This is a genomic window from Psychrobacter immobilis (assembly GCF_904846185.1).
Taxonomy (GTDB): domain Bacteria; phylum Pseudomonadota; class Gammaproteobacteria; order Pseudomonadales; family Moraxellaceae; genus Psychrobacter; species Psychrobacter immobilis_B.
The window spans coordinates 1-15876 of sequence record NZ_CAJGZQ010000022.1 but is presented as its reverse complement, the minus strand read 5'-3'; the positions used below and the strand labels follow the sequence as shown (position 1 = coordinate 15876).

At 43.0% G+C, this 15876-nt stretch carries 10 protein-coding genes and 1 rRNA gene; 4 read left to right on the top strand and 7 right to left on the bottom strand.

The features are described from left to right. Genes JMW94_RS11670 through JMW94_RS11660 form a run of 3 tightly spaced genes read right to left on the bottom strand, consistent with a single transcriptional unit; the run spans nt 1 to nt 3480 of the window. Nucleotides 1-906: a Na(+)-translocating NADH-quinone reductase subunit C gene (locus JMW94_RS11670; RefSeq protein WP_201604522.1), complete on the bottom strand. Its 906-nt coding sequence runs from the start codon at nt 904-906 to the stop codon at nt 1-3. Beyond that, the gene (locus JMW94_RS11665; protein WP_201604521.1) at nt 887-2122 is read right to left on the bottom strand and encodes an NADH:ubiquinone reductase (Na(+)-transporting) subunit B; all 1236 of its coding nucleotides are present in this window, start codon (nt 2120-2122) and stop codon (nt 887-889) included. Before JMW94_RS11665 ends, JMW94_RS11670 begins: the two co-directional genes overlap by 20 nt. Nucleotides 2123-2127: 5 nt before the next feature. Then, nucleotides 2128-3480: a Na(+)-translocating NADH-quinone reductase subunit A gene (locus JMW94_RS11660; RefSeq protein ID WP_060492066.1), complete on the bottom strand. Its 1353-nt coding sequence runs from the start codon at nt 3478-3480 to the stop codon at nt 2128-2130. 1113 nt (nt 3481-4593) lie between these two features. Here JMW94_RS11660 and hisA point away from each other — a divergent pair. The 3 genes from hisA to JMW94_RS11645 all read left to right on the top strand — a co-directional run bounded on the left by hisA (nt 4594) and on the right by JMW94_RS11645 (nt 7421). Then, nucleotides 4594-5331 carry a 1-(5-phosphoribosyl)-5-[(5-phosphoribosylamino)methylideneamino]imidazole-4-carboxamide isomerase gene (hisA, locus tag JMW94_RS11655; RefSeq protein ID WP_201580576.1) on the top strand — a complete coding sequence of 246 codons (738 nt, stop codon included), beginning with the start codon at nt 4594-4596 and terminating at the stop codon, nt 5329-5331. 63 nt (nt 5332-5394) lie between these two features. Then, nucleotides 5395-7035 carry a mechanosensitive ion channel family protein gene (locus JMW94_RS11650; RefSeq protein WP_201604520.1) on the top strand — a complete coding sequence of 547 codons (1641 nt, stop codon included), beginning with the start codon at nt 5395-5397 and terminating at the stop codon, nt 7033-7035. A gap of 83 nt (nt 7036-7118) precedes the next feature. Then, nucleotides 7119-7421 carry a hypothetical protein gene (locus JMW94_RS11645; RefSeq protein WP_201604519.1) on the top strand — a complete coding sequence of 101 codons (303 nt, stop codon included), beginning with the start codon at nt 7119-7121 and terminating at the stop codon, nt 7419-7421. 87 nt (nt 7422-7508) lie between these two features. Here the strand turns inward: JMW94_RS11645 and rnr are convergent, their stop codons facing one another. The 4 genes from rnr to thrS form a co-directional block, all read right to left on the bottom strand. Further along, a complete protein-coding gene (gene rnr / locus JMW94_RS11640; RefSeq protein WP_201604518.1) occupies nt 7509-9803 on the bottom strand; it encodes a ribonuclease R in 2295 nt (764 codons plus the stop codon). Nucleotides 9804-9944: 141 nt separating this feature from the next. Next, nucleotides 9945-11189 carry a toxic anion resistance protein gene (locus tag JMW94_RS11635; RefSeq protein WP_109592179.1) on the bottom strand — a complete coding sequence of 415 codons (1245 nt, stop codon included), beginning with the start codon at nt 11187-11189 and terminating at the stop codon, nt 9945-9947. Between the two features lie 321 nt (nt 11190-11510). Beyond that, nucleotides 11511-12014 (bottom strand): translation initiation factor IF-3, encoded by a 504-nt coding sequence (gene infC, locus JMW94_RS11630; RefSeq protein WP_045447656.1) that lies wholly within the window; start codon nt 12012-12014, stop codon nt 11511-11513. Nucleotides 12015-12037: 23 nt separating this feature from the next. Next, entirely contained in the window at nt 12038-13972 is a 1935-nt protein-coding gene (gene thrS / locus JMW94_RS11625; RefSeq protein ID WP_201604517.1) for a threonine--tRNA ligase, read from the bottom strand. A 1035-nt stretch (nt 13973-15007) separates the two neighbouring features. Between thrS and JMW94_RS11620 the strand changes: the two genes are divergently transcribed. After that, nucleotides 15008-15876 (top strand): 16S ribosomal RNA (locus tag JMW94_RS11620); the annotation flags it as partial.

Sequence of the window (15876 nt, the reverse complement as noted above, 5' to 3'; positions counted from 1 at the left end):
TTATGCCTCCTTGCCGTTTGCTACTGGTCGTTTGGCTGCCAGTTCGGTTTCAGGTTGAGCGCTCAGCGTTGATTGCGTAGCTTGTGTATCTGCCGCATTATCAATTGCTTGACCACTCTCTTTACGTAGCGTATCTAAATAAGGCTTATAACCTTGCTCACCCAACCAAAACTGAATCATGTTACTGACACCGCGACCGGTCAAGGTTGCACCACTGATACCATCGACCCAGTTCTCTTTTGGTGTACCCGCTTTGGTCACACCAGTGGCAACATTACCGTTTTCGTCATATGAGTGGATACCGCTCCACTTCGCACGCCACTCTGGCTCTTCGATACGAGCACCCAGACCTGGGGTTTCTTTATGCTCATAAAAGCTGATGCCTTTGATGGTATTCATATCGCTTTCAAGGGTTAAGAAACCATAGATAGTGCCCCATAGTCCATAGCCTTGAATCGGCAAAACAACCATTTCAGGTTTGCCTGCGTCATCTTTTTTAACATAGACTTTGGCATATTTAGGCTTGCGACCAATACCAGCAGGATCGTCGTTGCCTAAATCTTCACTCAGTGCTTTATTCTTAGTCGCTTGGCTTGCGTCATAAGCATTACGATCAGGGATGCCAGCGGCTTTTAGCGCTTCATCATCAACGTAGCTGCCTTTACTTAAGTCAATAATTTCGACATCGAAATCTTTAAAACGTTCAGCAACATCATCTGCTGTATCAGACTCGGCATCGTACATGCCAGCGGCAACCAAGATGTTTTTGTTACGGTCTAAGCGTGCGTTTTCAATTTGAGCAGGTTTTAGACCAACCGCTACTGCTGAAACTAAGACGGAACACACCAAGCATAGCGTCAATGCCACACTGATGGTTTTCGCATTATTACTTTTGGGCTTGGACATAACGAACCCTCCGAGCTGTTTGGCGTTTGATGTTTGCTTGGGTCACAAAGTAATCAAACAATGGAGCAAATAAGTTGGCGAATAAAATGGCCAGCATGATGCCTTCTGGGAAAGCTGGGTTCACGACGCGAATCAATACCGTCATAAAACCAATCAAGATACCATAAGCCCAGCGGCCTTTATTGGTATGCGCAGCTGATACAGGATCGGTTGCCATAAACACGGCACCAAAGGCGAAGCCACCGATCACTAAATGCCAATAAAACGGCAGGTTCATCATCATATTGTCTTCAGAACCAATCATATTAAAGACAAGAGAAGTAGCAATCAGACCTACCACACAACCTGCCATAATACGCCATGAAGCAATACGCGTCCAAAGTAGAACGACGGCACCCATTAGGATAGCCAGTGTTGATACTTCACCGATACTGCCTTGCATATTACCTAAGAACGCATCACCCCAAGTGATCGCATTACCATAGACGTCGACGAAGTCTTGAGGGACTACGCCTAACGCGGCAAGACCAAGTGGCGTCGCACCAGAGAAACCATCGACCGCCGTCCATACTGAGTCACCAGACATATAAGCAGGGTAAGCAAAGTATAAGAATGCGCGACCCGATAGGGCAGGGTTCAGGAAGTTTTTACCCGTACCACCGAACACTTCTTTTGCGACTACCACACCAAAGGTGATACCTAAAGCAACTTGCCATAAAGGAATATCTGGTGGTAAACAAAGCGCAAACAGCACTGAGGTCACAAAGAAACCTTCGTTGACTTCATGACCACGTACCACGGCAAAGATAATCTCACAGAGAATACCGACCGCAAAAGTGACGATATAAATCGGTAAAAATTGCATCGCCCCGTAAACGAAGCTTGCCCAGATACTGTCTGGGTTATAGCCTGCCATACTGGTGATAACGGTACGCCAGCCTTCAGGCTGCAAACCAAGGGTTGCAATCGCCGTTAGTGCTTGATGACCAATGTTGTACATACCCCAAAACATGGCTGGGAAAGTACATAACCATACGGTAATCATAATACGCTTTAGGTCGATACCGTCGCGTACGTGTGATGCTGAGTATGTGGTTGAGCTTGGTTGACGCAAAAACGTATCAAACATCTCAAAGATAGCGTAGTATTTTTCGTGTTTGCCACCCTTGGTGAAAGACGGCTCCATACGATCGAACATATTGTGTAAAAATTTCATCGTGGTTAGCCCTCCAGCTCAATGCGCGTCAAGTTATCACGCAAAATATCACCGAATTCATATTTGCCAGGAGATACGAAGGTGCATAATGCTAAATCTTCTTCGTCCAATTCGAGCACGCCCAAATCTACGGCGCTAATCATGTCTTCGACAATTAATGCACGTAGTAACTGTGTAGGCAGATAATCTTGCGGCATGACCTCTTCATAAACCCCGATAGGTACCATCGCTCGCGGTGAACCATTACTCGTGGTCGTAAAGTTATATTTCTTATTACCAAAAAACTTAGAAATATAAATAGGCAACTTAGAGAAACGGTTGGTGCCGACACTTAGGAAATGGAACGCTGGACGTTCACGCCCTTCAGGCAGCACACTGATTTGATTATGAAAGCGACCAAGATAAGCCGTATTGCCAAACACTTTGCGACCTGACAACACCGAACCGGAAATAATACGGTTCTCGCCAGCCGCCAGCTGTCCTTTGGTCAGAGCAGCGATATCAGCACCGCGCTCAGTAGCCACCAAACGTGGCTTGGTGACCGCAGGACCTGCCAAACTAATGATACGGCGCGTATATAAGCGACCGCTGGTGAATAGCTTACCAATCGCAATCACGTCTTGATAGCCAATCGTCCATACGGTCACGCCGCGCATGATTGGGTGCAAAAAGTGAATGTGCGTGCCAGCCAGACCAGCAGGATGCTTACCAGCAAAGCTATGATACTCAGTGACATTATTAGCCGCCGTTTTGGCAACTGGCGTCAACTGGGCATCACCATGATGGCAAACAAAGGTCTTGGGGCTGAGTGTCGATAAGACAGCAAGTCCGTCATTGAACGCTTGCAACTGATCGCTAATCAGCAGCATTGGGTCAAATGCTAATGGATTGGTATCCATAGCGGTGACAAAAATAGCATGAGGACGGGCACCGATTTCTGGCGCACGGCTATAAGGGCGCGTGCGAAACGCGGTCCATTCGCCAGAGGCAAGCAGTTGGGTTTCAACAACTTCAGCGTCTAGGTCAGCAAGTTGCTGGGAGTCATAGCGCTCGAAGTCTACTTCTTCACCGTTTGGGTCGACCGCAATCACAAGGCTCTCAAACACACGTCGTTCACCGCGTTTAATCGCGACGACTTTACCAGCAGCAGGGGCAGTATAGATAACGCCAACTCGTTTTTTGTCTTCAAAAACGGGCTGACCCTTTGCTACGATATCACCTTCTTTGACATTCATCGTGGGCTTCATGCCCACATAATCATAGCCAATAACGGCGACATGTGTCGGTTGGTGCTCAGATATCTCGCGGGATGATTCACCGGTGATGGGCAAATCCAAACCTTTTTTGATGGTAATCATAAGCGAAAACTTAGTCCATAGTCTAAAACGATACCAGACGTCCTGTTTGGTATATCGGTAGCATGAACATCTGCGTCATTCAATAAAGCCCCCACGTCTCTCTTCCTATAGTAGGATAGTGATAAAGGGTCTCTAAAAATAACGCATGATCATAACTACTAGTAAGAGTATTAACGCTGACCTTAGACTCCTTAACAACACGTTAATGTCTTATTCGAATGACCAAAGTGGCGACTGGCTACCAAGGTGTATGTTAAAACCATCAAATCAAACGCAATCGTTCAAGCCTTTAGCGAAAATGATTGTGTAGACAATAGCTCTATCATACGTTTCATTGAAAATTAAAGCTTGTAACACCAGCGCAATTGACCAACCTTATTGGTTTGGTATCTTGTTAATAGATACGCAATTAGATAAGAATGCAGCCAAAAGATGATCTATCGAAATAGATGATAAACTGGTTGACAGACAAACTAGCGAAGCCATTATTAAGTAGATTTCACTCACATCAATAAGCGGCTATACAGCTAGTAATGACTGTTTTAAAATAGTTAGCTAGTGATAGAGATACGATAGAGACTATAAAAAAGAAAGAGGCGTCATTAGAGTTTAGTGCTGTAGAGTAGACTGTTTAGAGGCCACCAGTTGAAATTTCTAATATAACCCTTCTTAGCAATATGTCAGCCAACATCAAAAAGATGCACTTAGCTGCTGCTCGACTCATCCTGACCGCTATGCAGCACTAAGCCATAAATGACTCAATAAAAAGCGCAGCGCATGGTTACTATCACATAGAAACAAATAAAAATTTACCTAGGATTATACGCTAAATTGACCTAAAATTGCCAGTGAGTAATTGAATTTATCTAATGTTGCCAGTGATTCAATGTATTAAAACTTATGGTTATGATTGACCGTTTTTTTATTGTCATTTCTATCTATCGAAGTGGCTTTTGGGTCTATCATGGATAGCTTTTGATTCGTCTATATATTAAGTCACTTTTGACTGATGTTTTTATGCGTGTTTAGAGGGTGTTGAACGTTCAATACACCCTGATTTTTAAATTTACTTTTCTAAATATATTTATTGTTGTGCTTTATAAGGAATGCTATATGTGTGCTGTGCCTGTCATTATCCCGGCTATTGATTTAAAAGATGGTAAATGTGTCCGCTTAAAACAAGGCCGTATGGAGGATGATACGGTTTTTTCTAATGATCCAGTGGCCATGGCAGCACGCTGGGTAGAGGAAGGTGCACGTCGACTGCATTTGGTTGATTTGAATGGGGCATTTGACGGCGTACCCGTTCATAGACAAGTGGTGAATGATATTACTAAAGCTTACCCGAATCTGCCTATTCAGTTGGGCGGCGGTGTGCGCAACATGAACACTATTGAGCAATATATTACGGCTGGTTTGACTTATATCATCATTGGTACAAAAGCGGTCGAAGATCCGGATTTTGTCGCAGAAGCTTGCCGCGAATTTCCGGGTCATATCATTGTAGGTATCGATGCTAAAGACGGCATGGTCGCCACTCATGGTTGGGCAAATGTGACGGATACCAAGGCGACCGAGCTTGCAAAGCGCTTTGCAGATGTCGGCGTATCGTCGATTGTCTACACCGATATCAACCGTGATGGCATGATGCAAGGCGTCAACGTTGAACAAACTGTCAATTTAGCACGTGAAGGCGGCTTGCCTGTGATTGCCTCAGGCGGCGTGACCAATATGAAAGATATCGAACTGCTGAAACCTTATGGCGATTGTATTGAAGGTATCATTACTGGTCGCGCGATCTATGAAGGCACGTTAAACTTGGGCGAGGCACAAGTTTATTTGGACAGTTAATGATTATTGAACATTTAGTAAAGAAAGATGAGTACGAAAATCTATAAAAAGCAGAGGATGCTTATGAACACTCACTTTGACCGTTCAACGATGCGCGATTTTATAAAAGCGTGCGGTCAAATGCTGTTGTTACTAAGCATCTTTTTTACCTTTCCAGTGTATGCGGCTGGTGCAGAGGTGACTGGTATCACCTCTGCATTGGGGATAGAAACAGCAGAAAATCCGGCAGCTGATAAACCTTTACTTGATGGGCCATCAGAAGAGGAAGCTTCAGCATCTCCAGTGGTCATACCTGAGCCAGCGCCACCGCCCATAATAAGTGGTGAAAGCACCAATAATGCTCAGATTGAGACCACGCCCACCCCGCAAAAAGACAATGACATTCGTCAGCGTATCCAAGGTATTTTTTCTGAAATTGAAGGCTTACAGGCTGTCAATGTTGGCGTTACCCAAGGCGTTGTGACCTTAACTGGTGAAACACCCAACGAGAAAAAAGCCCAACAAGCCATTAATTTGACCAACCGTCTGACAGATGTGGTCACTGTCGAAGATCGGATTGATCGTACCCTTGATGTTCAAGACAATGTCACTACCGTTTATCAAGGTCTTAAAGCCCAAGCCAAAAATCTAGTCAAAGCCTTGCCACTCCTATTGGTCGGCATTGTCCTATTTGCATTGGTGACATGGTTTGGTAGTTGGCTGTCTAATCGCAAAAAAATGTGGCAACGGCTCACGCCCAATCCGTTTGTCGCCGAATTGCTGTCACAAACCGTTAAAGTTATTTTTATTATTTTCGGTTTGATTCTTGCGCTGAGTTTGATAGGCGCCGAAACCATTTTAGGCACTTTGCTTGGCGGTGCAGGCGTTATCGGTATTGCCGTTGGTTTTGCGGTCAAAGACACTATTGAGAATTACATTGCCTCGCTCATGCTCAGTATTCGCCAACCATTTCGCGCACGTGATCATATTTTAATTAATAATCAAGAGGGGATCGTAGTACGGCTAACCTCACGTGCGACTATTCTGATGACTTTAGATGGTAACCAGTTGCGTATTCCCAATGCTGAAGTATTTAAAGCAACGATTTTAAATTATACCAAAAATCCAGAACGTCGATTTACCTTTGAGTTAGGCGTTGATGCCAATGATGATCCATTAGCGGCTATCAAAGTCGGATTGGATGCGATACATACATTAGCATTCGTTTTAGATGAGCCAAAAGCAGTGGCTGTCATTACCAATGTTGGCGACTCTAATATCATTTTGGAATTTCAAATTTGGGTGGATCAATCAGACACGGACTTCTCAAAAGCACGCAGTATTGCCATTCGTGAGACCAAGCATGCGTTAGAAAATGAAGGCTTCAGCTTGCCTGAACCGATTTATCGTTTGCGTTTTAATAGTAACTTAGAAAAAGCGTTTGAGCATATGCAGGACAGTAACGCCAGCAGTGCTAATACTAATATGATGATTACGCCAATCACGCCCAAAGTGACTGATAAAAACCAGAATGAAGATAATAGCGTTGATGATAAGGACAAAAAACAAGCAAAGGCTCGTGCCAAATTGATTTTACAAGGTCGCAATGCTGATGAGGTGCTTAACGCTCGTCCTGACGACAAACTCATGGAAAAAGTTGAACAGGAAATTGCAGAAAGCTCTGACGAGACTGATTTACTGAATAATAATAGCCCGCAAGAATAATTTGCAAAAACCTGCCAAAAACTAGGCATAAAAAATGCAACGAAACGTATATCTGATTATCATTCAAATACGAGACATTTTTTATGCAAATGAAACACTTGATTATATTCGCCCTAGTGGGCATGGTTGCGTTACTAGGTTTTAACCTCATTAATGGCAATCAACGTGAGAAAGATAGAGAATTAGTCATAAGTGATGCAGGATCTGAGCAATCTCCCGATACAGCGTTACCAAATACGGATGATGTAGAAAGTGGCTCGGTAGATGTCGCGAGCCAGCCACTTGGCAAACAGCCTAAAGCCATTCTCGATAATGCTACCGCGAAAATAGATCAGGCACAGGAAGCAGACAAGGAACGTCTAGACCAGATGAGTAATGCGCAATAATGATTTAAATAGTCGTTATAAAATACCACGCACAAAAAAGGCCAACGATGACGTTGGCCTTTTTATTATTTAAAGTATTTACTAACACTAGCTTTTCTTACTTGCGCCTTTACTACGGCTGCCAGTCTTTTTAGTGGGGCCTCTTCTATCAGTACTTTTCTTATCAGTACTTTTTTTAGAAGGCGCGCTCTTCGTTTGATTCATTTCACTAGATTGCAATTTAGCTTTTAAATCAAAGTCAATTTGTAGCAGATCCATATTGACGCCAGCAACTTTCACTTTAACGCGATCGCCCAGTCCGAACAATGTCCCTTTGTCTTTACCGATCAGCTGTTGTTGCTGTTCATCGTAAACAAAGAAGTCATCACCGACATTAGAGATGTGAACCAAACCATCAATATATAAGTCAGTCAAGGTGACAAACAAACCGAAGCTTGTGACTGTAGTAACCACACCTTCGAACTCTTCACCAACATGATCTTTCATATAGTGACACTTGAGCCAAGACTCTACATAGCGTGAGGCTTTTTCGGCACGGCGCTCAGTATCTGAGGTTTGCGTGCCAGCCGCTTCAAGAGAAAAGTCCATCACTGGCTGCTGGGTATTGGTCACTTTTGCTTTGATGGCACGATGCAGCATCAAATCAGGGTAACGACGAATCGGCGAGGTGAAGTGGCTATATTCGTCATAAGCTAGCCCAAAGTGACCGATATTGTCAGGTGCATAATTTGCTTGCATCATTGAGCGCAACAGCATGCTGTGGATACTAATCGCATCGGGTCTGTCTTTGGTGGCTTCAATAATGCGCTGATAATCGGCTTGCGTTGGATTTTCTTCTGGGAAGCTTAAACCAAAATTCTTTGCGTATTCGTGAATACGCATTGATTTTTCGCCATCAGGTTTGTCATGGTTACGATATAAGACAGGAAGCTCATGCTTGAGTGCAAAGTTCGCTGCACAAGTATTGGCCAGCAGCATACATTCTTCAATGAGTTTTTGAGCATCACCGCGAGTACGCGGTAGGATTGCTTCGATACCACCTTTCTCATTGAACTTAATGTAGGTCTCAACTGTCTCAAATTCCATTGCATGGCGCTCTTCACGCTTTTTCAGCAGTAGCTCATACAATTGATGTAAGGTATCGACAGATTTTTTGACGTCTTTATTACCTGTTAGTGAGGTAGGTACGCTCTTATCTTCTGGATTCTCAAGATAAGCATTCACTTGATTATACGTTAAGCGTGCTTGTGAGTGCATGACAGCAGGATAGAACTCATAACCGGTCACTTTGCCTGCCCGCGATATTTTGATATCAGCTACCATACAAAGACGATCACGGTCAGGATTCAGTGAGCACAGACCATTAGAGAGCACTTCAGGCAACATTGGAATCACACGATGCGGGAAGTATACGGACGTACCGCGCTCGTAGGCATCTTTATCAAGTGGCGAGTTTGGTGTAACGTAATAACTGACATCCGCAATCGCAACTAAGACACGATAGTTGCCGCCTGAGCGTTTTTCGGCGAATACGGCATCATCAAAATCACGTGCATCTTCACCATCGATAGTCACCAGTGGCAAATCACGCAAATCTTTACGACCTTTTAGATCTTTTTCAGTCGGCTCTTGATAATCGTTGGCTTGCTTCAGTGCTGCTTCGCTAAAATCTGATGGGATGTCATAATTGAGTAAGGTGGTCTCAATAATCAGTTCGCGATCATTGTCATCAGACAGTACTTCAGTGATTTTACCCGTCGCAAATTCATGCTGATTTGGCCAATCAATAACATCAACCTTAACAGGAGAGCCTTGCTTGGCATTCATCGCTTGTACATTTTCTTCAGTAACGGTAATCGGCTGGTGATTATTTGGACTACCAAGCTCGACACAGTAGCCGTCTTCATCACGCGCTAATGTACCAATGAAGTTATTTTGACGACGTTCAACGACATCGACGATACGTCCTTCTGTGCGCCCGCGATTGTCTGTCGATGTACCGACTGCATCTACAGTGTCACCGTTGAAAACCCAGCGCATTTGCTTTTCATGTAAAAACAAATCTGGCATATCGCTTAATAATACAAAGCCAAAGCCTTTAGGATGTGCAGACACTGTACCTCTGACGACATCTTGCTTGGTCACCGTGCGATAGCGATAAGGACGACCGTCGCGGTTTACTTGTCCATCACGTGCCATCGCTTTTAGGCGATTGCCTAAAGCGTCAAACTGGTCTGGGTCATCAATATTAAAGGCTTTTGCCAATTGTTGATGCGTGACTTCACCATGCTCATTAATCGTACTGAGTATCAGTTCGCGACTAGGGATAGGATTGTCATATCTTTTTGCCTCACTTGAGGCGTTTGGATCGTTCCAACTCATAAATTACCGTATCTATTTTTAAAATTATTAATAATGGCTATCTTAACACGAACGACGTTGCAATATCTTGCGTCAATTGTCTTAAGTGTATTTGGTAGCAGGAAGTGGCCACCTTTAATAGGCAACAACTATTAAAACAAATCAAATGTCGATATCGACTGTACTTGATCTATTGGTTATCTTTTTACTGTCTATCTCTTTCGACACTTCTAATACTGTTGTTTGATTAGACTTATCCAAGTATTTCTGAGCCTTATCAACTTCAGTAGTCAAAGTATTGACCGTCTGTTTCATGTTCTCTAGCGCTTCAATTTTATAATTGCTAATCATATCCATCGTATCATAGACGTTATTGAAAGCGTTTTGCAATTTATCAAGCTCAATGCTGCTACTGGTCGCATGCTCATGGATTTCACCTGACTGACGTTTTAGCATCGCTGAGGTCGATTCAATTAAGCTACTGGTGGTTTTATTTAAAGCAGTAATTTGATCAAGCACCAGTTTTTGATTGGTCATCGCTTGTGCAACCACGACCGCTGTACGTAGTGCAGATACGGTGGTTGTGGTGGCTCGATCAACGCCTTTTATCAATTCTAAGTTATTGCGGCGAATGGTATCGAGCGCTAAATAGCCTTGCACGTTCACGGCTAACTGAGTTAAAAAGTCGGTGTTTTTTTGACGCACATAAAACAACATCTCTTCTTTAATAATGCGTGCTTTTTCGGGATCGGTCGCTTCTATCGCATAAACCTTCTGTTCTAACTGCTCATCAATCTTTTTGCCGACATAAACGTATTGGCGTATGGATTGCATCAGCTCCCACATATTGACTTTTTCTTGCTCAATCATCGCATTGTCTTTGAGCAGCTCATCCTTACCATTATATAGACTGGTTACTACGGCGTTGATATGTGATTGTGCCGATTCATATTGACGGAAGTAATCCTGTACTTTATTGCCAAATGGGATGAGACCGAATAACTTACGCGAGCTGGTCAGCTCTTTTTTACTGGGATCTAAATCTTCGACGATGCCGCGCAACTCAGTCAATGACTTGGCGATAGGGGAATTATCAAACAAGCTGTCATTGAGGCTTTTGGCGGGTAAATCAAGCATACGATTAGACACTTGGGCTGATTCACGAATCTCTTTGGTGCCGAGATTATGAATCGATTGCACATTTTGCTGAAACTCAGCACTGTGCACAGAATTATTAATCACATGATCAACAAAGGCATCGACCTTGGCATCAAGTTCTGGGATTTGGCTGTCATCCAATTTGACCATCTGATCTGCTTCGCTTTTTTGTATTTCTCTCACAGGTTCAGGCGCGGTTAGAGAAATACTTGGCGTCGTTGCGTTTTCTGGTGGGGTCAATTCTTGCATGAAATTTCCTTCAATATTGGATAAAAGTAGTGTTTTTGTCAACGACTCTGATGGTCGTGATATACGTTATTTTTATACACTTACTAGAAATTTTTAATAAATGCTGATTAGCAAATATAAAACAGACCTTTAGATTACCGCGTAATCAAATGGTTGAGAAGGTAGGTTTTGTAAAATAGAGTCAGCCAATTATATCTGACTAAACATATTTAAAAGAGATATGTATCTATGCACACAATAAAAAACCATCAATATCCCGCAGTATATTGATGGTTAAGGTTATACATATCTATATTGACTAACAGCCATCTAATAAACAGATTACTTTTTCTTAGTTGGCCCAAGCAGCATACCCATCTGACGACCTTCCATCTTAGGATATTGCTCAACGTTAGCAATCTCAGCAGTATCTTCGATAATACGATCTAGCTGCTTGCGACCAATCTCTTGGTGCGCCATTTCACGGCCACGAAAGCGAATACTGATTTTAACTTTGTCTTGGTCTTCCAAAAAGCTGACGATTTTTTTCAGTTTAACCTGATAATCAGCTTCTTCAGTACTAGGACGCAGCTTCATCTCTTTTAGCTGAGTTTGCTTTTGGTTCTTTTTAGCTTCTTTCGCTTTTTGCTTTTGATCATAGAGGAAATGCTTATAATCCATGATTTTGCATACTGGCGGTTTGGCTTCAGGAACCAATTCGACCAAATCTAGACTGTCCTCACGTGCCGCTTTCATCGCGGTTTCGATATCGACCACGCCCATCTGTTCGCCGTCTTCTTTAACGAGACGGACTTCTTTGGCTGTGATATCTTCGTTGATGTTCAAACGGTTTGACTGTTTAATAGGTATTACTCCTCATCTGTTTTTGGGGTCTGTCGGCCTTTGTCGCTGACAGCGGTCTGTACTAATGTAATAAATTCTGGAACACTCATCACGCCAAGGTTTTCACCTTCACGAGTACGGACATTGACACTGCCCGATTCGACTTCTTTATCCCCTAATACTAGCATATAGGGAACGCGTTCTAATGTTTTCTCTCGTATCTTAAATCCAATCTTTTCGTTACGCAAGTCACTAATAGCTCGCAAACCTGAATTTTTGAGTTCGCTGACCACATTTTCACAAGCATCGGCCTGTTTATCAGTGATATTCATCACCACCACTTGTTGCGGCGCTAGCCAAACGGGCATCCAACCAGCATAGTTTTCAATCAAAATACCAATGAAGCGCTCGAATGAACCTAAGATGGCACGGTGCAACATAATAGGTACTTCGCGCTCGTTTTGCTCATTGACGAATTCGGCATCAAGGCGCTCAGGCATGTTTGGGTCAACCTGAATCGTACCGCACTGCCAGACGCGACCTAAAGAATCTTTCAAACTAAATTCAATCTTCGGACCATAGAATGCACCTTCACCGGGCAGATAAGCCCAATCTAATCCTGAGCTATCTAATGCATCGGCCAAAGCTTTCTCTGCAAAATCCCAAGACTCATCACTACCAACCCGTTTTTCAGGGCGAGTCGAGAGTTTCATAATGATATTGTCAAAACCAAAGTCTTCATAGACGGCAAGGGTTAGTTTAATAAAGTCAGCGACTTCTTGCTGGATTTGCGACTGTGTACAGAAGATATGTGCATCATCTTGGGTAAAACCGCGTACACGCATCAAACCATGTAGCGAACCTGATGGCTCGTTTCGATGGCATGAGCCAAACTCTGCCATACGTAATGGTAAGTCACGGTAAGATTTTAGACCTTGGTTAAAGACTTGCACGTGGCACGGGCAGTTCATTGGTTTTACCGCATAATCACGATTTTCGCTGGCAGTCGTGAACATGTTAGTCGCATAGTTACCCCAATGACCAGAACGCTCCCATAAACTACGATCTACGATTTGCGGTGTTTTAATCTCTTCGTAGCCATTATCGTTTTGTACTTTACGCATATACTGCTCAAGTACTTGATATATCGTCCAACCATTCGCATGCCAAAACACCATACCGGGTGCTTGCTCTTGCATATGGAACAGATTTAACGCTTTACCAATTTTACGATGGTCACGTTTTTCGGCTTCTTCGATACGCTGAATATAAGCTTTTAAATCTTTTTTATCCGCCCATGCTGTACCATAGATACGTTGCAGTTGCTCGTTCTTGGCATCACCGCGCCAATATGCACCAGACATTTTGGTCAGTTTGAATACTTTTAAAAATCTGGTGTTCGGCACGTGTGGACCACGGCACATATCGACATATTCTTGATGATGATAGAGACCAAAGGCTTCTTCGCCTGGCATATCATTAATCAGCTTAAGCTTATAGTCTTCACCACGTTCTTCAAAAATTTTAATGACTTCATCGCGTGGCGTTATTTTTTTGATAACGTCATAATCTTGCTTGATGAGTTCCATCATGCGTTTTTCAATGGCTGCCATATGCTCAGGCGTAAATGGCGTTTCGCTATAGATGTCATAATAAAAACCATCATCGATAACGGGGCCAATCACCATTTTTACATCAGGATATAACTGCTTAACGGCATGACCTAATAGATGAGCACAAGAATGGCGAATGATATCGACACCGTCATCATCTTTTGGTGTCACGATTTCAACCTTAGCATCATGAGCGATAGGGTCGTGCGCATCAACTAGATGACCATCTACACGTCCGGCGACCGTCGCTTTAGCCAATCCTGCACCAATGCTTTGTGCCACTTCCATGACGGTGGTACTACCTTCGAAGTTTTTTACGCTACCATCGGGTAAAGTAATCGCTACCATAATCTATTCACCTTTTTGCGTCCGTTGGCAGTGATGATTGCAACCATCAATCATATAACCGCAAGACTGCGTCAATTATATCCAACTGCTATGATATGTTATAAGAGATAGATATCACTTAAAGGCAAAATTTCAAACAATCAACCGTTGAACAATCAAGGCTAATAAGAAATGCCATTAAGCAATATTATAAAGTCAGCTATTATAGCAAAAACTGTGTATCAACACTAGATAGTAAGGGATTAGGTCGGCCTCTATATATAGATGCTATCTATGCGAATATCAAGAAGTGTAAATCATAGTTAAAGGACACAGCGAAGGCAATTATCAATAAGCAGATAAATATGTCAAAAAGTCAGTATAGAGCTTCAAAGTTTTAGCTTAAAGTAAGTTCTTAATGGCAACTCTATAGATGACAATTAATGAATATCGATAGATACTGTTTAAAGCTGAGTCATTATTTACCGTCTAATTTAAAAGAATTAAATGAATGTCAATCTTAACCCATTGAAAACTATGCATTATTAAAAGTCTTATCAAATAAATCCAAAAACCTCTGATAAAGCGGTTGACACTCTCATCAGAATCTATATAATACGCCCCACAGCAAAGGAAGCTAAGCAGTAAGTTAACCAACTTATTACTTAGATTACCAAGCTAAGACAAAACATAAAAAAGCTTGACAATCGAAATCATTATGATAAGATAGTCGGCTCGCTAGATAGCTTAACCTGAAAGGGTTTGAGACTAAACAGCAAGAGAATTACCCTATATATCAGTTACTGGACGACAGTGATTGAGCACTATTTAAAAGCATAACTAAAGAACAACTTGTGTGGATTTTTGCTGATTCAGAATGCTAAAAAATAAAGTTGACTATCTTTTCTTTTCGGAAAGATTATTAACTATAAAAATTATCATTTAAGACAGCAAGAAAACTCAAAGTTAATTCATTATATGAAACATACGAGAGCGTAATTGCCAGATTAAATGAGCCAAGTTTCGAAGTCTCTTTAAAGGACTTCATGCAAGATTAAACTGAAGAGTTTGATCATGGCTCAGATTGAACGCTGGCGGCAGGCTTAACACATGCAAGTCGAGCGGTAACAGGAGAAGCTTGCTTCTCGCTGACGAGCGGCGGACGGGTGAGTAATACTTAGGAATCTACCTAGTAGTGGGGGATAGCTCGGGGAAACTCGAATTAATACCGCATACGACCTACGGGAGAAAGGGGGCAGTTTACTGCTCTCGCTATTAGATGAGCCTAAGTCGGATTAGCTAGATGGTGGGGTAAAGGCCTACCATGGCGACGATCTGTAGCTGGTCTGAGAGGATGATCAGCCACACCGGGACTGAGACACGGCCCGGACTCCTACGGGAGGCAGCAGTGGGGAATATTGGACAATGGGGGAAACCCTGATCCAGCCATGCCGCGTGTGTGAAGAAGGCCTTTTGGTTGTAAAGCACTTTAAGCAGTGAAGAAGACTCCATGGTTAATACCCATGGACGATGACATTAGCTGCAGAATAAGCACCGGCTAACTCTGTGCCAGCAGCCGCGGTAATACAGAGGGTGCAAGCGTTAATCGGAATTACTGGGCGTAAAGGGAGCGTAGGTGGCTCTATAAGTCAGATGTGAAATCCCCGGGCTTAACCTGGGAACTGCATCTGAAACTGTAGAGCTAGAGTATGTGAGAGGAAGGTAGAATTCCAGGTGTAGCGGTGAAATGCGTAGAGATCTGGAGGAATACCGATGGCGAAGGCAGCCTTCTGGCATAATACTGACACTGAGGCTCGAAAGCGTGGGTAGCAAACAGGATTAGATACCCTGGTAGTCCACGCCGTAAACGATGTCTACTAGTCGTTGGGTCCCTTGAGGACTTAGTGACGCAGCTAACGCAATAA

What these genes read in the sequence shown, in the direction of transcription:
- thrS (WP_201604517.1), bottom strand. Translation starts at nt 13,972, where the DNA reads ATGGTAGCGATTACTTTACCCGATGGTAGCGTAAAAAACTTCGAAGGT.
- hisA (WP_201580576.1), top strand. Translation starts at nt 4,594, where the DNA reads ATGTGTGCTGTGCCTGTCATTATCCCGGCTATTGATTTAAAAGATGGT.
- JMW94_RS11650 (WP_201604520.1), top strand. Translation starts at nt 5,395, where the DNA reads ATGAACACTCACTTTGACCGTTCAACGATGCGCGATTTTATAAAAGCG.
- JMW94_RS11665 (WP_201604521.1), bottom strand. Translation starts at nt 2,122, where the DNA reads ATGAAATTTTTACACAATATGTTCGATCGTATGGAGCCGTCTTTCACC.
- JMW94_RS11670 (WP_201604522.1), bottom strand. Translation starts at nt 906, where the DNA reads ATGTCCAAGCCCAAAAGTAATAATGCGAAAACCATCAGTGTGGCATTG.
- rnr (WP_201604518.1), bottom strand. Translation starts at nt 9,803, where the DNA reads ATGAGTTGGAACGATCCAAACGCCTCAAGTGAGGCAAAAAGATATGAC.
- JMW94_RS11635 (WP_109592179.1), bottom strand. Translation starts at nt 11,189, where the DNA reads ATGCAAGAATTGACCCCACCAGAAAACGCAACGACGCCAAGTATTTCT.
- JMW94_RS11660 (WP_060492066.1), bottom strand. Translation starts at nt 3,480, where the DNA reads ATGATTACCATCAAAAAAGGTTTGGATTTGCCCATCACCGGTGAATCA.
- JMW94_RS11645 (WP_201604519.1), top strand. Translation starts at nt 7,119, where the DNA reads ATGCAAATGAAACACTTGATTATATTCGCCCTAGTGGGCATGGTTGCG.